18 protein-coding genes are annotated in these 21,298 nt (G+C 65.9%); 12 read left to right on the top strand and 6 right to left on the bottom strand.

Translation table 11 applies throughout. From position 1 onward, the window contains the following. Nucleotides 1-24: 24 nt before the first annotated feature. Both kstR and otsB read left to right on the top strand, forming a co-directional pair. Entirely contained in the window at nt 25-660 is a 636-nt protein-coding gene (gene kstR / locus ACZI8Q_RS11180) for a cholesterol catabolism transcriptional regulator KstR (RefSeq protein ID WP_463373599.1), read from the top strand. 89 nt (nt 661-749) lie between these two features. Then, complete coding sequence (otsB, locus tag ACZI8Q_RS11175) at nt 750-3,290, top strand: trehalose-phosphatase (protein WP_463373598.1); 2,541 nt, start codon at nt 750-752, stop codon at nt 3,288-3,290. Nucleotides 3,291-3,296: 6 nt separating this feature from the next. On the opposite strand, the gene ACZI8Q_RS11170 is transcribed toward otsB, so the two are convergent. After that, entirely contained in the window at nt 3,297-4,388 is a 1,092-nt protein-coding gene (locus tag ACZI8Q_RS11170; protein ID WP_463373597.1) for a LacI family DNA-binding transcriptional regulator, read from the bottom strand. Between the two features lie 110 nt (nt 4,389-4,498). Here ACZI8Q_RS11170 and ACZI8Q_RS11165 point away from each other — a divergent pair, with 110 nt between their 5' ends. Genes ACZI8Q_RS11165 through ACZI8Q_RS11155 form a run of 3 tightly spaced genes read left to right on the top strand, consistent with a single transcriptional unit; the run spans nt 4,499 to nt 10,664 of the window. Continuing rightward, the gene (locus ACZI8Q_RS11165; protein WP_463373596.1) at nt 4,499-4,876 is read left to right on the top strand and encodes a hypothetical protein; all 378 of its coding nucleotides are present in this window, start codon (nt 4,499-4,501) and stop codon (nt 4,874-4,876) included. Then, a complete protein-coding gene (locus tag ACZI8Q_RS11160; RefSeq protein WP_463373595.1) occupies nt 4,876-5,496 on the top strand; it encodes a hypothetical protein in 621 nt (206 codons plus the stop codon). The genes ACZI8Q_RS11165 and ACZI8Q_RS11160 overlap by 1 nt, the downstream gene beginning before the upstream one ends. Beyond that, the gene (locus ACZI8Q_RS11155) at nt 5,496-10,664 is read left to right on the top strand and encodes a putative T7SS-secreted protein (RefSeq protein WP_463373594.1); all 5,169 of its coding nucleotides are present in this window, start codon (nt 5,496-5,498) and stop codon (nt 10,662-10,664) included. Before ACZI8Q_RS11160 ends, ACZI8Q_RS11155 begins: the two co-directional genes overlap by 1 nt. Nucleotides 10,665-11,167: 503 nt before the next feature. Here the strand turns inward: ACZI8Q_RS11155 and ACZI8Q_RS11150 are convergent. Continuing rightward, nucleotides 11,168-11,866, bottom strand: coding sequence for a hypothetical protein (locus ACZI8Q_RS11150; RefSeq protein WP_463373593.1), 699 nt, complete (start codon nt 11,864-11,866; stop codon nt 11,168-11,170). 420 nt (nt 11,867-12,286) lie between these two features. After that, the gene (locus ACZI8Q_RS11145) at nt 12,287-13,084 is read right to left on the bottom strand and encodes an SDR family NAD(P)-dependent oxidoreductase (protein WP_463373592.1); all 798 of its coding nucleotides are present in this window, start codon (nt 13,082-13,084) and stop codon (nt 12,287-12,289) included. A gap of 219 nt (nt 13,085-13,303) precedes the next feature. On the opposite strand from ACZI8Q_RS11145, the gene ACZI8Q_RS11140 reads away from it, so the two are divergent. Genes ACZI8Q_RS11140 through ACZI8Q_RS11130 form a run of 3 tightly spaced genes read left to right on the top strand, consistent with a single transcriptional unit; the run spans nt 13,304 to nt 16,060 of the window. After that, nucleotides 13,304-14,257, top strand: a complete 954-nt coding sequence (locus ACZI8Q_RS11140) for a metal ABC transporter solute-binding protein, Zn/Mn family (protein ID WP_463373766.1) — start codon at nt 13,304-13,306, stop codon at nt 14,255-14,257. Between the two features lie 25 nt (nt 14,258-14,282). After that, entirely contained in the window at nt 14,283-15,161 is an 879-nt protein-coding gene (locus ACZI8Q_RS11135; protein WP_463373591.1) for a metal ABC transporter ATP-binding protein, read from the top strand. Beyond that, on the top strand, nt 15,158-16,060 hold the full coding sequence (locus ACZI8Q_RS11130; protein ID WP_463373590.1) for a metal ABC transporter permease: 903 nt from the start codon (nt 15,158-15,160) through the stop codon (nt 16,058-16,060). The genes ACZI8Q_RS11135 and ACZI8Q_RS11130 overlap by 4 nt, the downstream gene beginning before the upstream one ends. A gap of 90 nt (nt 16,061-16,150) precedes the next feature. Here ACZI8Q_RS11130 and ACZI8Q_RS11125 read toward each other — a convergent pair whose 3' ends face one another. Then, nucleotides 16,151-16,381, bottom strand: a complete 231-nt coding sequence (locus tag ACZI8Q_RS11125; RefSeq protein ID WP_463373589.1) for a hypothetical protein — start codon at nt 16,379-16,381, stop codon at nt 16,151-16,153. Further along, entirely contained in the window at nt 16,378-16,716 is a 339-nt protein-coding gene (locus ACZI8Q_RS11120) for a hypothetical protein (RefSeq protein WP_463373588.1), read from the bottom strand. The genes ACZI8Q_RS11125 and ACZI8Q_RS11120 overlap by 4 nt, the downstream gene beginning before the upstream one ends. A 318-nt stretch (nt 16,717-17,034) precedes the next feature. Between ACZI8Q_RS11120 and ACZI8Q_RS11115 the strand changes: the two genes are divergently transcribed. The 4 genes from ACZI8Q_RS11115 to ACZI8Q_RS11100 all read left to right on the top strand — a co-directional run bounded on the left by ACZI8Q_RS11115 (nt 17,035) and on the right by ACZI8Q_RS11100 (nt 20,302). Beyond that, nucleotides 17,035-17,793: a LamB/YcsF family protein gene (locus tag ACZI8Q_RS11115; protein WP_463373765.1), complete on the top strand. Its 759-nt coding sequence runs from the start codon at nt 17,035-17,037 to the stop codon at nt 17,791-17,793. After that, a complete protein-coding gene (pxpB, locus tag ACZI8Q_RS11110; RefSeq protein ID WP_463373587.1) occupies nt 17,793-18,404 on the top strand; it encodes a 5-oxoprolinase subunit PxpB in 612 nt (203 codons plus the stop codon). The genes ACZI8Q_RS11115 and pxpB overlap by 1 nt, the downstream gene beginning before the upstream one ends. A 39-nt stretch (nt 18,405-18,443) precedes the next feature. Beyond that, complete coding sequence (locus ACZI8Q_RS11105; protein ID WP_463373586.1) at nt 18,444-19,376, top strand: 5-oxoprolinase subunit C family protein; 933 nt, start codon at nt 18,444-18,446, stop codon at nt 19,374-19,376. A 218-nt stretch (nt 19,377-19,594) separates the two neighbouring features. After that, nucleotides 19,595-20,302 (top strand): hypothetical protein, encoded by a 708-nt coding sequence (locus ACZI8Q_RS11100; protein WP_463373585.1) that lies wholly within the window; start codon nt 19,595-19,597, stop codon nt 20,300-20,302. An 8-nt stretch (nt 20,303-20,310) separates the two neighbouring features. Here the strand turns inward: ACZI8Q_RS11100 and rlmB are convergent, their stop codons facing one another. Then, complete coding sequence (gene rlmB, locus ACZI8Q_RS11095; RefSeq protein ID WP_463373584.1) at nt 20,311-21,297, bottom strand: 23S rRNA (guanosine(2251)-2'-O)-methyltransferase RlmB; 987 nt, start codon at nt 21,295-21,297, stop codon at nt 20,311-20,313. Nucleotide 21,298: the final 1 nt, after the last annotated feature.

Raw genomic sequence — 21,298 nt, 5'->3', positions numbered from 1 at the left:
TCAAGGAGCGAAGGAAATCAGGCGATGACGAGCACTTCCCGCACGCGGTCCACGACCGCAGCCGCAACGCTGGGTGAGGACGACCTCAGTTCCAACGCGCAGCGCGAGCGCAGGAAGCGGATTCTCGACGCCACCCTCGCCCTCGCAACCAAAGGCGGCTACGAGGCCGTGCAGATGCGGGCGGTGGCCGAACGTGCCGATGTCGCCGTCGGAACCCTCTATCGATACTTCCCGTCCAAGGTGCATCTGTTGGTGTCCGCCCTCGGACGAGAACTCGATCGCATCGATTCGCGGGGCAAGAATCCGCCCGGTGACAATCAGCGCGAGCGGATGCAGATCATTCTGAGTCAGATCACCCGTGCCATGCAGCGCGACCCCCTGCTCACCGAGGCCATGACTCGGGCCTTCATGTTCGCGGACGCGTCTGCCGCAGCAGAGGTCGAGCAGGTCGGAAGTTTGATGGACCGACTCTTCGTTCGGGCCATGACCGAAGGCGAGCCGACCGAGGAACAGTACGCCGTGGCGCGCGTGATCTCGGACGTATGGCTCTCCAACCTGGTGGCGTGGCTCACACGCCGCTCTTCCGCCACCGATGTGGCAAAACGGCTGGAGTTGACCGTGGAACTGCTGCTCGGCGAGGGAGATCGAGTATCCGCCTGATCGGACTACCCGACCAGGAAAGACCGACTCGCCAATTCACATCGCTCTATCCCGCGACTCGTCGTGCTCGATCACCTAGATTGTGAACAGTGAGCGCCCAAGATCTGCCCATCGAACTTCGACGTGCCCTCTCCACGGCCGCACGGACACCGCGACTGCTTGTCGCGTCCGACTACGACGGCACTATGGCACCCATCGTGGCGGACCCGGAGAAGGCGTTTCCGCACGCCGAATCCGTGCTCGCCCTCCGGGCACTGGCGGGATTGTCTGCGACCACGGCGGCGGTGATCTCCGGACGCGCACTCAAGGACCTCGCGGCTCTGTCCAGGCTGCCGTCCGAGGTGCATCTCGTCGGCAGTCACGGCTCCGAGTTCGACGTCGGGTTCGTGCACGCCATCGACGCGGACGCCAAGCAACTCCTCGTCGAGGTGACCAACGAACTTCAACGCCTCGCCGTCATCTATGCCGGCACGAGCGTGGAGATCAAACCTGCCAGCGTTGCGTTCCACGTCCGCAAGGCGGAGCCCGACGACGCGGAGCGGGCGCTCGCCGCCGTCCGTGCGGGGGCGGCCACGTGGACAGGCGTGGAGGTGACCGAGGGCAAGGCCGTGATCGAGCTCGCCGTCATCGTGACGGACAAGGGTCATGCGCTCGACATCATTCGGCATCAGGAGGCCGCCACCGCCGCCGTCTTCATCGGTGACGACGTCACGGACGAGAAAGCATTTCGCCGTCTTCAGGGGCCGGACATCGGCGTGAAGGTCGGTGAGGGTGAAAGCGCGGCCGAGTACCGGGTGGCCAGCACCGAGGACGTTGCGGCGGCACTTGCATTTCTGCTCGAGGAACGGCGCACGTGGCTGTCCGGGGCGCATGCACCTCCCATCGAGCGGCTGACGATGCTGGCGAATCCGCGGACCGTCGCCCTCGTCACCCCCGACGGCACGGTGACCTGGATGTGCCACCCGGAACCCGACTCCGCGGCAGTGTTCGCACACCTGCTCGGGGGCGAGGATGCCGGACACTTCACGATTGCGCCGCAGCGCCCGTCACTGCCGCTGAGTCAGCGCTACATCGACGGCACGATGACGGTGCAGACCCGCTGGGCGAGCCTGGCCGTCACCGATTACCTGCCCCACGACGTGGAAGTGGGCCGCACCGACCTGACCCGCGTCATCACCGGCACAGCATCCGCGGTGGTGGCATTCGCGCCGCGACCCGAGTTCGGGCAGGGACAGGTCCACCTCGAGGCCGAGGGCGATGGGCTGCGCGTGTACGGCACGAACGAGCCGATCGTGCTGCGCTCCCCCGGTGTGGTGTGGACGGTCACCACCAACGGGGCGCAGCAGAGTGCGCAGGCCGTGGTCGATCCGTCGCAGGGTGACGTCGTACTCGAATTGCGCTGCGGAACAGAAGATTCGGGTCCACATTCACGCACCGAGGACGAGCGTCGACAGGAATCGGAATCGTACTGGCGCGATTGGGTGAACGGCCTGTCGCTTCCGCCGCTGAAACCGGATCTCGTGAAGCGCTCCGCGTTGACTCTGCGTGGCCTGGTCCATGCCGACTCGGGCGCGATCATGGCTGCCGCCACCACGTCTCTCCCCGAGGAGATCGGCGGGGTCCGCAATTGGGACTATCGGTACTGCTGGCTTCGCGACGCCGCGCTCACCGCATCGGCACTCGTCAGCGTGGGCTCGACCGCGGAAGCCGAGAACTACCTGGACTGGGTGCACGATGTGCTCGAAACCCTCCCCGGCCCCGAACGTCTGCATCCGCTGTACACGTTGGCGGGCACCAGCCTGCCACCCGAGGCCGTCATCGACTCGCTGCCCGGGTACGCGGGGTCGCGCCCCGTGCGGGTGGGCAATGCGGCCAATCAGCAGGTGCAGCTGGACGTGTTCGGTCCCATCGTCGAACTGATCTCGAGCCTTGCCCACAGCCGAAAAGCTTCGGGGATCACCGATGCTCTCGGCGACCGCGACTGGGAACTGGTGTGCGCCATGGTCGAAGCGGTGGAGCGGCGTTGGTTCGAACCGGATCACGGCATCTGGGAGATCCGCGACACCCCTCGCCATCATGTGTACTCGAAGGTGATGGGCTGGGTGTCGGTCGACCGGGCGTTGAAGCTGGCCGCGGAGTTCGGGCGCACCCCCGGTCCCGAATGGGCGGATCTGCGTGACGAGATTGCCACCGAAGTGCGGGAGCAGGGCTGGAACGACGAGGTCCGCTCGTACACCGCCGCCTATGACGGCACCGACCTGGACGCCGCAACCCTGTTCATCGGTCTGTCCGGGCTGATCGACCCCAGCGACGAGAGGTTCGCGGCCACGGTCATCGCCACCGAGGCCGAGTTGCGCAGCGGGTCCACCGTGTACCGCTACCGTCACGACGACGGCCTACCCGGCACCGAAGGTGGATTCCACCTGTGCGCAGCATGGCTGGTGGAGGCATACCTGCTGATCGGTGCCCGTTCGCAGGCCGAGGCGCTGTTCGCCCAGCTGGTGGATGCGGCGGGACCGACCGGACTACTCAGCGAGGAATACGATCCCGTCGCGGAACGGTCACTCGGGAATCATCCGCAGGCCTACAGCCATCTCGGTCTGCTGCGGTGCGCACAACTCCTTGCCTGAGCCGGGTCAGGATCTGACCGGAGGTCCGGCCGTACGACCGCGGAGCAACTCGGTGCCGAGCATCTCGACGGTGGCGATCCCCGAGAACGGCGGCGACATCAGCATGGCGCCGGCCCGCCGCCCTTTCTCTTCCTGGGGCTGGCGGATGGTGGTCAGTCCTTCACGGAGGGCCTCACCTATGCCGTCGAACCCGGTGATCGACAGGGCGCCCGGCACATCCATGTCCTGCCACCGTGCCCATTCGAGCGCGCCGAGGGCGAGCACGTCGGACGTGCATACGAGGGCGGTGATGTTCGGGTCGGCGCGGAAAGCTTGTGCGGCGGCGGTGTGCCCGGAATCGCGGGAGTGCTGGAACCTTTCGACGACGGTGAACCCGGCGAGGTCGAGTCCGGCATCCACCATCGCGTCTCGTACGCCCTCGATGCGCTCGCGCTGCACGTGAAAGTGCGGCGACTTCAACCGTTCCTCGGTCACCACACCGTCGACGCGGTCACGCCCGAGTCGCATGCACAGCACACCGATGTTCTCGTGTCCGAGGTCGATCAGGTAGTCGGCGAGCTCGCGCATTGCCGATCGGTCGTCGATTCCCACTCGTGATGCACCGGGAATCTCGAGCGGCTGATCACACACCACCATCGGCAGATTCCGGTCACGTACGGCCGCGAGGTAAGGGTCGTCGTCGGCAACGGAGTACACGACGAATCCGTCGACGCCCGCTTGCTGCACGACCACGGCAGCATCCACGTCTTCTCTGCCCGGACCGGCCGGGATCAGCAGCAGGCCCTGACCTGCCACTTCGCAGGATTCGGTGAGTCCGGAGAGGAAACTCATGGCCGCCGGATCGCGAAACGAATAGCTCAGCGCCTCGGTCAGCAGGAGACCGACGGCGCCGGCCTTCCGGGTGCGCAGCGAGCGAGCCACCGGGTCGGGGCCGGGATACCCACGCCGACGTGCGGCTTCGAGCACACGCTCACGCAGTTCGGGGGAAAGCTGATCGGGGCGGTTGTAGGCATTGGACACCGTGGTCCGCGAGATGTTGAGCTCGGCGGCAAGGGACGCCAACGTGGCCTGACGGCGTGGCTGACGTGACCTGGGCATAGAGAAACGCTAGTACTTTCGGTGCTGCTCGCTCCGGTCGGGTGCAGCCGAACGTGCGCTACGTCCCACTTGCCTCTACACTCCCGGAAGCGAGATCAGACGGGGGTGTAATGGACGGCGGAGCTGATCGTTGCGGGATGTTGTTGGGGGAGATCGATGCGTTCTACCAGGGGTTCGGGCATTCTGCTGCGCTGACCGAGGCGTTTCGCGAGGCGGTGTTGTTCGTGCCGTTGACCGGCGACGATCGGGTGCCGACGTGTGAGGTCGAGGGTATCGATTGGGTGTGCGCGTTCACCAGTGAGTACGAGTACGCCGAGTATGTGGTGGCGCGCGGTGACCGGGGCGTGCAGCACAGGTTTCACACGGTGTTCGGGTGGCGGATCGTGGATGATCTGATTCCCACACTTTCACGTCCGACGGGGGTGGTGGTGAACATTTGCGGCGCGGCTCCGATGGCATTCCCGCCCGCCGTGGACGAGGGGGCGTGATGGGTGAGCTGGCGGTGGACCCGCAGGTGTTGGTTCAGGCGGCGCAGGGCATTACGGCGGTCATCGATGTCCTGTCCGAATTGGGGATTGGTGAGACGGCATCCTCGGGTCGCGGATTCTCACTGTTGGCGCTCTCCCCGTTGGAGGCGGGTGACCAGGGGGTGCAGAAGAGTCTCGAGGAGTTCGCGGAGCGCTGGTCGTGGGGTGTGCGTCATTTGGTGCAGGCCGGCAACTCGATCGCGGAGACGCTGGATCTGGCTGCGGGCCGCTACTACATCATGGAGCAGGAGACGTCGGATGCCGTCAAGACGGTGTGGACTCATATGGCGGGCAATCCGCATCTGAGCGGTGAGGAGATCGCCGCACGCACGTGGGAGCAGACCCTGGCCGACAACCCGGTCAACCACGTGCGCAACGCCGATTACAGTGCGGAATCCTTCGCGAAGTCGGCGGAGGCGATACAGGCCAACAACGATGTCATCGCGGAGGTCGGGCCGCAGGCGTTGGCGAACGTGTCGCCGGTGATCGCGGATGTTGCCGGGGTGGACGCGGAGCGCGGATTCAACACCGGGGCAGCCGAACAGGCCGCGAACATCACTGCCGCGCAGGGGGAACACTGATGGGGTTCGGGTGGGACGATGTGATCGGCGGGCTCGACAAGGCGGGGGAGTTCGTCGAGGACGCCGTCGAGAGCGGTGCCGAGGCTGCCGGGCAGGCAGTCGACTCCGGTCTCGATGCGGCATCGGGTGTGGCGCGTGATCTCGGAGCGGACGCGGTGGCCGAGGCGCTCGACGACTTCGGTGACGAGGTGGCCAGCTTCACCGGCGGCGCTGTCGACGAACGTGAACTCGGGCAGACCGACCAACCGGACGAGCTGATTCTCGGTGACCCCGCCGCCATCACCGAGGCCACCACCGCGTTGACGGAGCTGTCCACCGGCATCTCGTCGACGGGTGACGCGTTGCGCACGGTCGACGCCGCCGACTGGTCGGGGGAGGCCGCCGACGGTTTCAACGAGGTGTTCGACAAGCAGCCCGGTCTGTGGCACGACGCCGCGGATGCGATGACTACGGCCGGGCAGAGTTTGACCACGTGGAGTCACACCGTCGAGGCCGCCCAGGGCAAGGCCGCCGACGCCATCGCGAAATGGCAGCAGGCGGAGCGGGAGGAGGCGTCCAAGAAGGCCACCTACAACGCGCTGAGCAGCGAACAACGGGCAGCCACCACTCTCGTCGACACTTGGACGGCGATGTACGCCGAGGCGCGGGACATTCTGCGCGGTGCGCGGATCGAACGGGACAATGCCGCCGGGCAGGTGGCCGGTGCCCTCGATCAGGCAACCGCGTCGGCTCCCACCGAACCACCGTTCACGCAGCGCTGGGCGGCCAACCTTTCCGACCTCGACGCCATCGCGGACCACGCCAGCCTCAGCTTCACCACCGGGTTGGTGACCGGGGTGACCGGCATCGTGCAGTTCGCCCGCCAGGTGAACCCGGCGGATGTGTACAACCTAACCCATCCGGCCGAGTATCAGACCGCCATGTCCGACCTCAAGACCGGACTGGTGGTGGCCGCCGCCGATCCGGGCGCGATGGTGTCGGCGATGGTCGACGATGCCCGGAAGAATCCGTTCGAGTTCCTCGGCAGCCTCACCGGTGATGCGGCGCTGACGCTGGCCACCGGTGGTGCGGGTGGTGGTGTCGCGGCGGCCCGTGCGGGGATGCGGGTGGCGGACATGGCCGGAGATTTGGGCGATGTTTCGCGAATGAGCGACACGGTGTCGGACCTGGGGCGGCACCTTCCCACACCCGAGATGCCGAAGGTGGACGCGCCGAACGTCGACGCACCCACACCCGATGCCCCACGCGTCGACGCAACACCGGAATCCGCGCCGAGCACACAGCCGACCGGTGTCGAGGCGGGCCAACCGCAACCGTCGGAAACGGTGTCGGACACGGCGCCGGGCACCCACCCGACTGCCCCCGAAGCCGACACCGTCGGGGAGCAACCGAATTCCGGCGGCGAAGCCCCGGACACCGACGACACCGCCGATTCAGGCCCAGACACCTCGCCGTCCACTGAGCCGGATTCCGACCCGGACCCGGACAGTACCGACGGCGATCCAACCGGGCCGGATGTCGACACCCCTGAACCCGGCAGTCCCGATACCGGTGAGAATCCGGGGCAGCAAGAGTGGGCGGACGCAGATGCGGGTGTGCGCGAGGCCGCCGACGAAGCGGGGTGCGATGTCAACCAGACGAGCAACCAGATTTGCGAAGGCGGCGACCCGGTCGACGTCGCAACGGGTGAGTTCCTGCTTCCGGAAACGGATCTGACGCTGCCCGGTGTGCTGCCGTTGACGTTCGGGCGTCGGCACCGGTCGGGCTATCGGTTCGGCCGCTGGTTCGGGCCGAGTTGGTCGGCCACGATCGACATGCGCGTCGTGGTCGAGGAGTCGGGGGTGACCCTGCTCGCCGAGGACGGGGTGATGCTCACTTACGCCCACCCGCAGGCCGGCACCCCGGTACTCCCGGATTCGGGGCAGCGGTGGCCGCTCTCGCGCACCGACACCGGCGGCTACCGAGTCCACAACCCGGACCGGAACCTCACCTGGCATTTCGCGCCAAAACCCGAACTGGGCGGACTCGACTCGGCGCTCGGCAACCTGTCGATCAGTGCCATCACCGACCGGCACCGCAACCGCATCCGTTTCCATTACGACGCAGACGGGGCGCCGACGGAAATCTCGCATTCGGGTGGGTACCGGGTACTCCTCGGCACCGCGGGAGGACGCATCACCGCGCTGTCCGTGAAGGACGGTGAGCAACTCACCCCGGTCCGCCGATTCGCATACGACGCCGGGCATCTCACCGCTGTCACCAACGGGGTAGGCGGCACCACCCGTTACGCCTACGACGACGCCGGACGCATGCTGTCCTGGCTCGACGACAACGGCAACCAGATGCTCAACACCTACGACGACGCCGGCCGCGTCACCGTGCAACGCGGCACGGCCGGGATCATGGACTGCCGGTTCGACTACCAGGCGACCGCGGACGGCACCGGACGAACCACCATCGTCACCGGTTCGACCGGTGCGTCCACCGCGCACGGCTTCGACAACGACCTGCGACTGCGGGATGTGGTGGACCCGGCGGGCTGCCACACCCACACCGACTACAACTCGCGGCGCGAACCGCTGCGCGTGGTCACCCCAGATGGGGCGCTCACGCGATATCTGTACACCGAGGACGGGGACGTCGCGCGGATCATCCGCCCTGATGGCAACGCCATCACCATCGACTATGCCGGCCCGAACCGTCCGTCGACCATTACCAGCGCAGACGGGACCGTCACCGGTCAGGAATGGGACAAAACCGGCAACCTTGTGGCCGTGACGGATGCTGCCGGCGCCCGCACCCAGTACAGCTACCACCCGAACGGGACGGTGGCGTCGGTGACCGGTCCGACCGGGGCCACCACCTTCATCGAATGCGACGACGCCGGCCTACCCGTGTCGATCACCGATCCGCGTAGCGCCGTGACCCGCATCGTGCGGGACGGTTTCGGTCGACCGGAAGCGGTGATCGACCCCACCGGCGCGGTCACCGGTTACCGCTGGTCTGCGGACGGGCAGCTCCTTGCCCGCACCCATCCGGACGGGGCCGGCGAGTCATGGGTCTACGACGGGGAAGGAAACCTCCTGACCCACACCGACACCGGCGGCGCCGTCACCAGCTACGAATACGGCGACTTCGACCTGCTGGCCGCGCGCACCGACCCGGACGGCAGCGTCACCTCATATCTGTGGGACACCGAACGACGATTGATCGCGGTCACCAACCCTCTCGGCGCCACCTGGTCGTACCGGTACGACCGTGCTGGGCGCCTCGTTTCGGAGACCGATGTCAACGGAGCCACCACCACATACGACCACGACAGGGCCGGGCGGGTGGCGTCGGTGACCCCGGCTACCGGGGTGGCCCGCCGCAACACCTACGACATCCTCGGCAGGCTCACCGACATTCACGCCGATTCGGGTGAACATCTGCAGTTCGGTCACGACCTGGCCGGGCGTGTCACGAACGCGGTCACCAGTGACGGTGAGAACCGCATCCACACAGTTGGTTTCGAATACACGGTCACCGGGCAACTCGTCGCCCAGACCGTCGACGACCAACCCGCCATGCGATTCGAACACGATTTCGCGGGCCGCCGCAGCCGACGCCTGTCGCCGACCGGCGGCGACACCACATGGCAGTGGGATCCGGCAGGGCAACTGTCGGCGCTCACCACCGACGGGCACCGGCTCACCTTCGATCATGACCCGCGTGGGGTGTTGAACAGCTGGCGGATCGGCGAACTCGACGTCCGGCGAAACCACACCGCCCGTGGGCAGTTGGCCGCCCAAACGGTGACCGCGCACCCGGCGTCGTCGCTGAGCCTGGACTTCGACGACGCCCCTGCCCAGCCGCCGCAGATCTTGCGTGAGGATGCGTACGCGTACCGGGCGGACGGCTACCTCACCAACCACACCACCACCTCCGATGCGGTCGCCATCGCTGATCGGGTGCTGCGCCGCGATTACAGCCTCGATCCTGCCGGTCGCATCACCACCGTCTCCCACAACGGCACCCCCACCGAGCAGTTCGGCTACGACCGCCTCGGCAACATCACCAACAGCACCGTCACCGACAATGCTGACGTCTCGGATCGGCGGGAATACCGGGGGAACTTGCTGATTCGCGATGGTCGCACCCGGTTCCACTACGACGAGGCCGGGCGGCTGATCCGCAAAACCACCACCCGGCTCTCCCACGCCCCGGACGTCTGGCATTACCGGTACAACGCGTTCGATCAACTCGTTGACGTCACCACCCCGGACGGGCAGCGCTGGCGCTACACGTACGACGCGCTGAGCCGGCGCACCACCAAAACGCGTGTGGACGAGGGCGGTGATGTTGCCGAGTTGACCCGTTACACCTGGGATGGGACCACACTCGTCGAACAAACAGGCGCCGACACCACCATGCGGTGGAACTACCAACCCGGTTCGCACACCCCGATCACGCAGGCCACCAGCCAAGCCGAGATCGACACCGAGTTCTATGCCATCATCACCGACCTCGTCGGCACCCCCGTCCAGCTGATCGAACCGGATACCGCCGAATCGGCCGGAACCGCCACCACCGACCTGTGGGGCCGCACCACCTGGCAGGGCGTGGACACGCCGCTGCGTTTCCCCGGGCAGTACCACGACACCGAAACCGGGCTGCATTACAACCTGCACCGCTACTACAACCCCGCCACCGCCCGCTACACCACCCAAGACCCGCTTGGTCTCGCACCGGCCGCGAACCCGAATACCTACCCCCACAACCCCACCGGCTGGACCGACCCGCTCGGGCTCACACCCGACGCCTGCGAGCCGAAGACAAACGCGGAGGTTCGTCAGTGGTACAACGACCAGGTGTCGTCGATTCCCGACCTGAACCGCGGGTGGGCTGATACTGGCATCCCACTCGAAGAGCGTGCGCAAATGGCGGCAGAGATTCGTCACGACGCGAGAGTGCAAGCGCGTGGAATGATGGCCGACCCGATCGAAGTCGAGCAGTTGCGCGCCCGCGACTTGCAAGTCTACGGAAATCCGGACGGGCCCACCTTCGATCAACTTATCGAGAAAGCTGGCAAAAAGGGTCTTTCCGGCAACGAGATCTACGAATACATCATCGGAAGCTCGAATCGGACCAATGCTGAAGTCAACAATCGACTGCTGGGAGGCGGCTGACTTTGACACACCCCATCCTGAACGAACCGCTCCACTGGGAGTCGACCGGCGACGCTACACACCCTTATCGAAGCCGGTCTGGTAACCAGTCGCTACTGATTCGTCTGGGCGACTTTCCAGAAGAAGCCCTGTACACACTCGTTATAGAGGGGGAGGACGTAGCTGAGTTCGACGACTGGCCTGCACCTTGGAGTCGGTAAATTCAACCACCGACCGATGTAGACAAGGGTGACGACAAACAATCTTGCGGACGACGACCAACGTCGGCCACCCCACACCGAGCCAACCAGTGATCACCACGGAGGCCAACGCCACAGATGCACTCCGGCCTGATTTCCCTTCGCCCGTACAACGCGTGGCGGCGAACCTCGCCACCTTCACGTTCTTCGGGCAAGCGTGGCATCTCGTGGTGCTCTGTCGCTAGCCAGTGGATGGGGCGTCCGGTCGTGACGAAGCGCCCGATTCGGCCGAGTGGCGTCGGGTCCACAGCTTTGCCGCCACGCTTACAGCCCCATTCGCGCGAGCAAGTCCGCAGTAACTGCCCACACCCCGGACCCAGTTGCTCCAACGGTCACCTGGCTCGCGCGCTCTTTCAGCCAGGAGATCGCACCCCGGAACCGAGGCGAATCCTGATCCAAGTCGCCGTTGGCGGCAGACTCGACGGCATCGGCGGCCGCCATGGCCTCTGCGCAGTCCAGGCCACCAAGCCCAGTTGCCTCACGGCGGACAGCACACGCCAGTTCCATGAGCATGTCGCCTTCGAAGTAGACGTCTCCGTCAGCAATTACCTGGATCCCCCCAACATTTATATGGCCGTCACCGTGTACGACGTTCGAACTGTGAAGTCCAGCGAGCGCCTTGTCATACTCGCGCTGAGTAAGGGTTAGGGCTGTCGGCGGTAGCCCCAACAGAATCTGGACGAATCCCCAGCCCTCGACTGTCCTTGTATAGCCGTTCCCATTCATCCACCGGGCCAGCTCGATCAACTTCATCGAACCCAGGTCCCTCTGCAGATTCGGATGAAGGCGGACGTAATGCCCCGGTCCTGAAGACAACTCGAATACTTCTGCAGACAGCGCCTGCGCGAGGTCCTTGCATTGTTCACCCGAAAGCCGACGGCGTGTCACGTGGTCCCAGCGCCACATCCCGACCAAAGCTACGACCGCGAGTATCGCGATCATCGTCACGGTTCTCGGTTCCATCCTCAAGCCCTCCCGAAATTGTGGTTCATCTGCACCGTTTCAGCATGAACCAAGGGTCCGACATTCGGCTCGGACGAAGCTCTCATGCGTTTGAAGTGTCAGCGAACCGACTACTACATCCAACCCGAGGTGAGGGAAAGACTCGGCTATGACACCGCCGTCACTTTCCTCGACCTCGACGACGCACCCTCGAGCAATTTCAGTTTGGTATTTCTGAAAACACGGACGACACCGCTCGTGCGTGTCCTACGCGACTGCGCCCTCGACGAGCCCGAGAAGTACCGCACACACGGTCACCAACCTCGATTCCGCTGAGTCGGACGGAACACGGTTGACCCGGCATCGTCTTTTGGTAACGCTGCGACCTCGGCCCGGTGATGGCACGAACGTCGACCACCGGCCTCCTACACTCGCACCCGTTCAGTCGCCGACCATCGAACGGCGAGCGGAAGCGAGCGGGCTCTGGGCGGTCAACCCGCCGTCGACGACCAGCGTCTGCCCCGACATGTACCGGGACTCGTCCGATGCCAGGTAGACCATTGCGTACCCGATATCCTCCGGGCTACCGAGCATGTCCAACGCGTTGGCCCCCTGAATGTCGGCGACCACCTTTGCGGGCAGGTTGTCCCGCAACGCCGGCGTCATGATCGCGCCCGGCGCCACCGCGTTGCAGCGGATCCCCTGGCGGCCGTACTGCGTCGCGATGTACTGCGTCAGCCGGATCACCGCTGCCTTCGCCGACCCGTACGCGCACTGCAGCGAATCGCCGAGAAGTCCCCCCACCGAGGCGGTGTTGATGACCGACCCGCCGCCTGCCTCGATCATGTGCGGGATCGCCAACTGTGAGGCCACCACGGTGCTGCGCGCGTTGAGCGTCATCGCCCGGTCCCACTCGTGGAGGTCGAGCCTGAGCAGGTCGAGGTCCTTTTTCGGATCACTGCCGCCGACGTGGTTGCACAGCGTGGTGATGCCACCGAACTCGGCGACCGCGCGCTCGATCATCACGGCGACCGACGCCTCGTCCATCACGTCCACACCCACCCCGACCGCGGCGCCCCCGCCATCGCGGATCTCGCGAGCCGCCTCCTGCGCCGCCGACTCGTGCAGGTCAGCAATCAGTACCTGCGCGCCTTCGTCAGCCATCAATTGCGCAGCCGACCGGCCGATACCGCTCGCCGCTCCGGTAATGACGACCTTCTTGTCGTCGAGCCTGTTCACCGCCGTCCCCTTTCGTTCGACCTGTGAGTGGGCGCGCTACGTCGTGACGTCCGCATGTCGTCCGACTTCGCGTTGATGCCAGGCTACCGACCCAGGAGTGCGCTACCTGCACGAATCCGCTAATGTGCAACGGTAACGGTTTCCAATAGCATTAGTGCGGGTTCGGAGTTCTCAGTGGTTTCAGCACGCGTCGCCACCGGCCTACGCGCCGCGACGATCATGGTCGCCGCGTCGGTGGCCGCACTCACCCTCACGGCCTGCGGCTCGTCACCAGACGACGGCAAGCTGACAGTGGTCGCCTCCACCAACGTGTGGGGCAGCGTTGCCCAAGCCATTGCCGGTGACGGGATCGAGGTGACCTCGATCATCGACGAGCCGTCGGCCGATCCGCATTCGTTCGAGGCCAGCCCCCTCGATGCTGCGAAGATCTCGGACGCCTCGCTGCTCGTCTACAACGGCGGCGGCTACGACGGCTTCGTCGACGACATACTCGACTCCGCCGGCCCCGGCGGGGCAACCGTCAACGCGTTCGAGTTGATGGAAGGCATCCACTCCGGGCACGATCATGCGGAGCACGACCACTCCGAGTCGGAGCACTCCGACTCCGACCACGCCGGGCACGATCACGGCCACCAACACGGTGCCGTGAACGAGCACGTGTGGTTCGACGTCCCGACGGTCGACGCCACCGCAAGCGCCATCGCCGACAAGCTCACCGAACTCGATCCGGCCGGCGCCGACGGGTACCGCGCACGGGCCGACGCATTCCATGCGGACCTGCAGGACATCACCGCCATCACGGACGGTATCGCCGCGGCCCACCCCGGCGCCCCTGTCGCACAGACAGAACCCCTCGCCCACTACCTCCTCGAATCGGTGGGCGCGCGTGACCTGACACCCGAAGAGTTCACCAGCGCGATCGAAGAGGGCAATGCGCCCGCGCCTGCCGCGATCGCCGACACTCGGCGCATCCTCACGGACCACCAGGTCCGAGTACTGATCTACAACGTCCAAACCCAGGACCGCGTCACTCAGGACATTCGCCGCACCGCCGAAGAGTCGTCGATTCCGGTTGTGGAAGTTACCGAGACCCTGCCCGAGGGCCAGGACTACATTCAGTGGCAAACCGCGAACGCCACAGCCCTGGCCGAAGCGCTCGAAACCCCTGCATGATTCAGCCAACAGAACCGACCTTCTCGTGACAGAACCCCCCACACCTTCCCCTGCCCCCGACCGCGCACCCGCACTGGAACTGACGGATGCGCGGTTGTCGTTCGGCGACCGCACGCTGTGGAACGATCTGAATCTCGAGGTGCGGCCCGGAGAGTTCATCGCCGTCCTCGGACCGAACGGCTCCGGCAAGACGTCGCTTCTCAAGGTTCTGCTCGGACAACTGTCGTTGGGCGCGGGCACTGCCCGGATCGCGGGCGAACCGGCCCGCACCGGAAACGCGCACGTCGGCTACATCCCACAGCAGAAGTCGATCGACGACGGACTACCACTTCGTGGCCGCGACCTGGTCGGGCTCGGCATCGACGGCCACCTTTGGGGCACCGGCATCTTCCGCCGCCACTCGCGCCGGGCGATCGTCGACGACGCCATCCACCAGGTGGGTGCCGAAGCGTTCGCAGACGCACCCATCGGATCGATGTCCGGCGGCGAACAACAACGCCTCCGCATCGCGCAAGCCCTCGTCGGCGACCCGAAGATCCTGCTGTGCGACGAACCGCTGTTGAGCCTGGACCTGGCAAACCAACATCTGGTGTCCTCCCTCATCGACCGCCGTCGCCGCACCCACGACACCGCAGTCCTCTTCGTGACCCACGAGATCAACCCGATCCTGCCGCTCGTCGACCGGGTCCTGTACCTCGTCGACGGCCAGTTCCGGATCGGCACACCCGAGGAAGTGATGACGTCGGAGGTGTTGTCGGAGCTGTATCGCACGGACGTCGAGGTGCTGCATGTGCGCGGCCGACTCGTGGTGGTCGGGACCGGTGACGCCATCGATGCGCTCGGCAGCGCAGGCGGGTTGCGCCCCGGCGAAGGCGTGCACCACACAGACGAGGATCACGGATGAACGGCAAGTTCGGCGAAGCCCTCTCCCGGATGTTCGACGTGTCGACCACCGTAGAACTGCTGCAGTACGACTTCGTCCAGCAAGCGTTGATCGCCGGTGCGGTCCTGGGTTTGTTGGCCGGTGTCATAGGACCGCTGATCGTGAGTCGGCAGATGTCGTTCGCCGTCCACGGCACCAGTGAGCTGTCCCTGACCGGTGCATCGGCGGCATTGCTGATCGGCACGAGCGTCGGCCTCGGCGCCATCGCCGGCTCGGTGGTCGCGGCCGTGCTCTTCGGCTTGCTCGGCGCCAAAGCCCGCGACCGCGATTCGGTTATCGGCGTGATCATGGCCTTCGGCCTGGGCCTGTCGGTACTGTTCATGTGGGCATACGAGGGCAGAACTGGTTCCGCCTTCTCACTGCTGGTCGGGCAAATCGTGGCCCCCGGCAGCACCGGACTCGAACTGCTGGCCTTGTGCGCTGTCCTCGTCATCGGCGCGATCATCTTCATCTACCGCCCACTACTGTTCGCGAGCACCGACCCGGAGGTCGCCGAGGCCCGCGGCGTCCCGGTCCGCAAACTGTCCATCGTGTTCGCCGTACTGGTCGGCATCACGGCCGCGCTGGGTGTACAGATCGTCGGGGCACTGCTGGTGATGGCCCTGCTCATCACCCCCGCTGCCGCAGCCGCGTACGTGACGGCCAGCCCACTGCGGGCGACCGTTCTGTCCATCGTCTTCGCCGAGATCGCCGCCGTCGGCGGAATCCTGCTCTCGCTCGCGCCGGGCGTGCCCGTCTCGAGTTTCGTCACCGCGATCTCATTCGTGATCTACATCGCCTGCCGCCTGATCGGTCGGTCTCGGCGCGCAAACACGGGCAGGATCGTCACCGACTCCCCCGCAGCGCCTACGCATACCTGAGCGAGCGTCACGAAGAGCACGGCGAGATCGTCATGGGCCGTGCCGTCAAATGCGACCGCGAATGCCCTCCCTGGGAATAGGTCATGATCGTCATCGCCTGTTGGTCAGCCACCTGTGGGCTCGGTCGAGGGCGAGATCCTTATTCGGGGTGTAGGTCGGTGGCCAGTCGATGCCGCAGCGATCGATCCGGCCGACGATCTCGTCGGCGGTGACGATGCCGCCGTCGACAAGGGCCGCGACGAACTCGTGGTCCTTGGCCCGCGTCTCGTCGAGATGTGCGCAGGCAGCTTTGATCGCGCGTCCGAGTTGTTCCCGGTTCACCCGGTCAGCCGGCCCCGCAGGTCATCGAGAACCCGCAGACGTTCGCCCTCGCTCAGCAGCACCGACAACGGTGACAGGTTCCGCATTTCGGTACCGGTCTCGTCGTCGGAGGCGACGATGAGGCGGATGCCGTCGATGTCGTTTCCGTGAACGAGTTCTTCCCAGCGGTCCAGGTACCCGTTCATGAGCGGGCCGCCGCTGACTCGCTGGCGGACGGTCCGCAGGCTGCGGTACACCTGCTCGGTGTCGACCGAGAGATGCCCGCGATCGATCTTGTCGAGGACCGCGGTCTGCATGAGCTTCTGCCGGACGACCTTGGTGTTGACGTCGGTCATCTTCGGCTCCTCTCATACTTGGTTCGCCAGCAACGGGTCGGGTGGTTCCCTTCATAATACGGGCAGGTCGTCCAGCTCGCGGGGCGGAACCGGAGGCTCGGTGGACTCGAACGGGTTGCTGCTGGCGCACTGCGGGAGAAGTTCTCCACGATCGAGTTGGTGTAGGCCGACAGCGGCTACGCGGGTCACCTCGCCGACCCGACTCGACCGTCATGAGGCGATGGTCCACATCGCGATGATCGCCACGATGTCACGTCGACTTTCCCGTGGCGTCTGATCCCGACCTGGAGTTTTCAGATGCACTCTAGGATCGAGTACGTGGCGGCCATCGATCTGAACAGCGACCTCGGGGAAAGCTACGGGGCGTGGACCCTCGGGGACGACGATGCCCTCCTCGACGTGGTCACCAGCGCCAACGTTGCGTGCGGATTCCACGCGGGCGACCCGTCCACCCTCCTGACCACGTGTCGTTCCGCGGCAGCACGCACAGTGCGGATCGGCGCCCAGGTGGGGTATCACGACCTGGCCGGCTTCGGCCGACGCTTCATCGACATCGCACCCGCCGACCTGACCGCCGACGTCATCTACCAGCTCGGGGCACTGGACGGTCTCGCCCAGACCACCGGCTCCGCGGTCGCCTACGTCAAACCGCACGGCGCCCTCTACAACGCGATCGTCCATCACCGCGCGCAAGCCCGTGCCGTCGTCGACGCAGTCCGCGCTTACGACGAAACCCTCCCCGTCCTCGGTCTGCCCGGCTCGGTGTTCTTGGTGGAAGCGGAACACGCAGGTCTGCGCACCGTCGCGGAGGCGTTCGCCGACCGCGCCTACACCCCCGAAGGAACTCTCGTGTCTCGACGCGAGGCGGGCGCCGTCATCCACGACCCCGCCGCAGCCGCCGAGCGGGTTCGCCGGCTGGTGACCGACGGCACGATCGAAGCCGTCGACGGCACCGCGGTCCACTCCCCCGCCGAATCGGTGTGCGTGCACGGCGACAGCCCCGGCGCGGTCGCCATGGCACGAGCCGTCCGTGACCTTCTGGACGCCGAAGGCATCGACGTGACACCGTTTGTGTGATGGAACTCCTCGAAGTCGGTGCAGCCGCGGTACTCGCAGAGTTCGGTGATCTGGATGCCACTCTGGCCCACTACCGCGCGCTCGACAGCACCCGGCCCGACGGAGTGTGGGAGTTGGTTCCGGCCGCACGAACCGTGCTCGTGCGCTTCGACCCCGAGGCGATCGGGCACGACAAGGTGGTCCGCTGGGTCCGGTCCACCACCCCCGACAGGGCAACCGGTGACAGCGACGCCGAGGAGATCGGAATCCCGGTGCACTACGACGGCCCCGACCTCGGTGAGGTCGCGGAGCTGACCGGCCTGAGCACCGACGAGGTGATCACTGTACATTCGGGCACCCCGTGGACCGTCGCCTTCGGCGGATTCGCCCCCGGATTCGGCTACCTTGCCGGGGGCGACACACGTCTACACGTTCCCAGGCGATCCGAGCCGCGCACGAGCGTGCCCGCCGGCGCGGTGGGCCTGGCGGGCGAGTTCAGTGGCATCTATCCGCGTAGTTCGCCGGGTGGATGGCAGTTGATCGGCCGCACCGACGAGCAGATGTGGGACCCGGATCGCACCCCTGCAGCATTGCTGCGTCCCGGAGTCACCGTGCGCTTTCACGCCGTGTAACACCTTTCGGTACGCACCCTGATGCGGGACAATCGAGCGATGGCGTGGCTCGAAGTAGTGCGGAAAGGCGCCCTCACCACGGTTCAGGACCGCGGCAGGCCGGGCAGCGCTGCGATCGGCGTGGGCGAGTCCGGTGCCGTCGACCGCGATTCACACGATGCTGCAAACCGACTCGTAGGCAACAAGATTCATGCCGCAACTCTCGAAGCAACCGTGGGCGGGTTGGCGCTGCGTTCGGTCGGCTCGACCACAGTTGCCGTCACCGGCGCGCGAGCGACCGTGACCGTCAATTCGAAGCCCGTCGCCGATTACACGATGCTGCACCTGCACACCGGCGACGTTCTCGAGATCGGCGTTCCGGACGCCGGGCTCCGCACCTACGTGGCCGTCCGCGGCGGAATCGACGCCCCCGCAGTGCTGGGCAGCAGGTCCACCGACATCTTGGCCGGACTCGGTCCCGACCCGATAGAACCCGGGAACCAACTCCTCGTCGGAACCGACATGGCGGACTGGCCCGCGGAGGACTTCATTCCCCCTCCGGTGCCACCGGAAAGCCCCGTTTCCCTGCGCGTGCATCTCGGCCCCAGAGACGACTGGTTCACACCCGCCTCGATCCGAGCACTACTCGAACAAGAATGGTCGATCACCAACGACACCAACAGAATCGGCGCCAGGCTCGACGGCCCCGGCCCCCTGCACCGCAGCCGGCGGGGCGAACTACCGAGTGAGGGAATGGTGGCCGGCGCACTGCAGGTCCCACCCAACGGGAAGCCCATCCTCTTCCTCGCCGATCACCCGCCGACGGGTGGTTACCCGGTGATCGCCGTGGTGTCGACCGAGGACCTCCCGATCGTCGCACAGCTACGACCCGGACACCGACTTCGCTTCGTCCGGGCCGCCGAACACTCGATCACCACATCGTCGGGAACCAGTCTCCAACGAGAACAGCGGCTCACCGTCACCAATTCGTAGTGTTCGCACTTCACGGCAACACCCAATGACTGCAACCGCAAGTACCGCATACTTGCAGGTCGAGCGGCCCTGGGGCACGAAACGGACAATTTGCATTCCGAGTTGGACATCCGTATATGTATGAGACAGGTCACAACGATTACCAATTCGTGATGTGACCCACGCCAGTGTCGACGCTCACTTGCGCCGACCGACCCATGCACCGAACGGAGAACTGCATGTCTCGCTTCTCGCTGCGACGCCTCGTCGCCAGCACAGCCGTCGCGGCCACCGCCGTCAGCCTCACACTGATCGGTTCCGGTACCGCATCAGCGGACACCGAACACCCGAGTTCGAACTCGGTGAACACCAGCAATCTGACAATCACCAAGTCCGTCGTGGGCGACGGAACGGCCGCGGCGGGCGGAAAGGTCACCTTCCGCACAACCATCGCGGCCACCAGCATCCCGGTACGGTCGATCGAGGCAATCACCGACCACTACCCCGCCGGGTTCGAGTACCTCCACGGCAGTGCAGAAGTGAACGCATTTCATCTCATCGGCGGGCAGAAGACCGAGGCCGTCACTCCGACCGTGAACATCGACGACCGAACGGTGACGGTGCACGGCACGTGGCCGGTCGACACCATCGGCAGCAAGACCGTGACGCTCGAGGTCACCTACCTGGTGCCTGACGACGCCGCCGTAGGCACCTACCTCGAGACCAGGTCGGACGTCGACGTTGCATTCTTCGCCACCCAGCAGACCGTGTCAGACACCTGGGTGCAGATCCGCGACAAGAACCTCGGCGAATCCATCACCTCGGGTTCGGCGGGAGCCGGATTCGGGTCGTCGGACGGTGAAGGCGGTTCCGGTTCCGCAGTGCTGGAAGATCCTGCCGGGTTCGTCGGTGACGTGATCAGCAACGTCTTGCAGAACGGAAGCTAGAACCAGCGTCAGGAACGCCGCCGGCGTGCAATATCGGACAGCACCACGCCGGCGGCGACCGACGCATTGAGGGATTCGACCGGGCCTGCCATCGGAATGCTCAGGATCGCGTCGCAGTTTTCGCGCACCAACCGCGACAGACCCTTCCCTTCGGATCCGACGACCACCACAACCGGTCCCGTTCCGTCGAACTCGTCCAGAGTGGTGTCGCCACCGGCGTCCAAACCGATGACCTGAACGCCCTTCGACGCCCAATCCTTCAGGGTGCGGGTCAAATTGGTGGCGCGCGCAATAGGTAAGCGTGCTGCGGCGCCCGCGCTGGTCCGCCACGCCACCGCCGTCACCGCCGCGCTTCGGCGTTCCGGAATCACCACGCCGTGACCACCGAACGCGGCGACGGACCGCACGACCGCACCCAGATTGCGCGGGTCGGTGATGTTGTCGAGCGCGACGAGCAGCGGAGCTTCCTGATGCTTGCGAGCCTCGGCGATCAGATCGTCCGGATGCGCGTAGCGGTAGGGCGGCACCTGCAGGGCAACACCCTGGTGCATACCGTTGGCGCTCATCCGGTCCAGTTCGTGCCGCGGCACTTCGAGAATCGAGATCCCGGTGTCCGCGGCCCGCTGCACGGACTCCTTCAGTCGATCATCGCTATCGGTGCCGACCGCCACGTACAGTGCGGTCGCAGGAACGCCCGCACGCAGGCATTCGAGCACCGGGTTGCGGCCCAGCACGTTCTCGGGAGCGTCGGCCGGTTTGCGTCCGCCTGACCTGCCGCCACCTGCCGGACGTCCCCTGCCCCCAGCCGACTTGTCGGCAGCCTTCGCAGCACGCGCCGCGCGTTTCGCGGCGGGGTGCTTGGTGCGAGCCTCGGCCGGTGGGGTTGCCCCGCGACCCTCGAGGCCCTTGCGCCGACGACCGCCGGACCCGGCCACCTGCCCCTTCTTGGTTCCGGCCTTGCGGACCGCTCCGCGGCGACTCGAGTTTCCTGCCATT

The organism is Rhodococcus quanlei (assembly GCF_055231015.1).
This window is presented reverse-complemented; position numbering and strand designations above follow the sequence as displayed.

What these genes read in the sequence shown, in the direction of transcription:
- ACZI8Q_RS11140 (WP_463373766.1), top strand. Translation starts at nt 13,304, where the DNA reads ATGGTCGCCGCGTCGGTGGCCGCACTCACCCTCACGGCCTGCGGCTCG.
- ACZI8Q_RS11120 (WP_463373588.1), bottom strand. Translation starts at nt 16,716, where the DNA reads ATGACCGACGTCAACACCAAGGTCGTCCGGCAGAAGCTCATGCAGACC.
- ACZI8Q_RS11155 (WP_463373594.1), top strand. Translation starts at nt 5,496, where the DNA reads ATGGGGTTCGGGTGGGACGATGTGATCGGCGGGCTCGACAAGGCGGGG.
- pxpB (WP_463373587.1), top strand. Translation starts at nt 17,793, where the DNA reads ATGGAACTCCTCGAAGTCGGTGCAGCCGCGGTACTCGCAGAGTTCGGT.
- rlmB (WP_463373584.1), bottom strand. Translation starts at nt 21,297, where the DNA reads ATGGCAGGAAACTCGAGTCGCCGCGGAGCGGTCCGCAAGGCCGGAACC.
- ACZI8Q_RS11170 (WP_463373597.1), bottom strand. Translation starts at nt 4,388, where the DNA reads ATGCCCAGGTCACGTCAGCCACGCCGTCAGGCCACGTTGGCGTCCCTT.
- ACZI8Q_RS11105 (WP_463373586.1), top strand. Translation starts at nt 18,444, where the DNA reads ATGGCGTGGCTCGAAGTAGTGCGGAAAGGCGCCCTCACCACGGTTCAG.
- ACZI8Q_RS11100 (WP_463373585.1), top strand. Translation starts at nt 19,595, where the DNA reads ATGTCTCGCTTCTCGCTGCGACGCCTCGTCGCCAGCACAGCCGTCGCG.
- ACZI8Q_RS11150 (WP_463373593.1), bottom strand. Translation starts at nt 11,866, where the DNA reads ATGGAACCGAGAACCGTGACGATGATCGCGATACTCGCGGTCGTAGCT.
- ACZI8Q_RS11160 (WP_463373595.1), top strand. Translation starts at nt 4,876, where the DNA reads ATGGGTGAGCTGGCGGTGGACCCGCAGGTGTTGGTTCAGGCGGCGCAG.
- ACZI8Q_RS11130 (WP_463373590.1), top strand. Translation starts at nt 15,158, where the DNA reads ATGAACGGCAAGTTCGGCGAAGCCCTCTCCCGGATGTTCGACGTGTCG.
- kstR (WP_463373599.1), top strand. Translation starts at nt 25, where the DNA reads ATGACGAGCACTTCCCGCACGCGGTCCACGACCGCAGCCGCAACGCTG.
- ACZI8Q_RS11165 (WP_463373596.1), top strand. Translation starts at nt 4,499, where the DNA reads ATGGACGGCGGAGCTGATCGTTGCGGGATGTTGTTGGGGGAGATCGAT.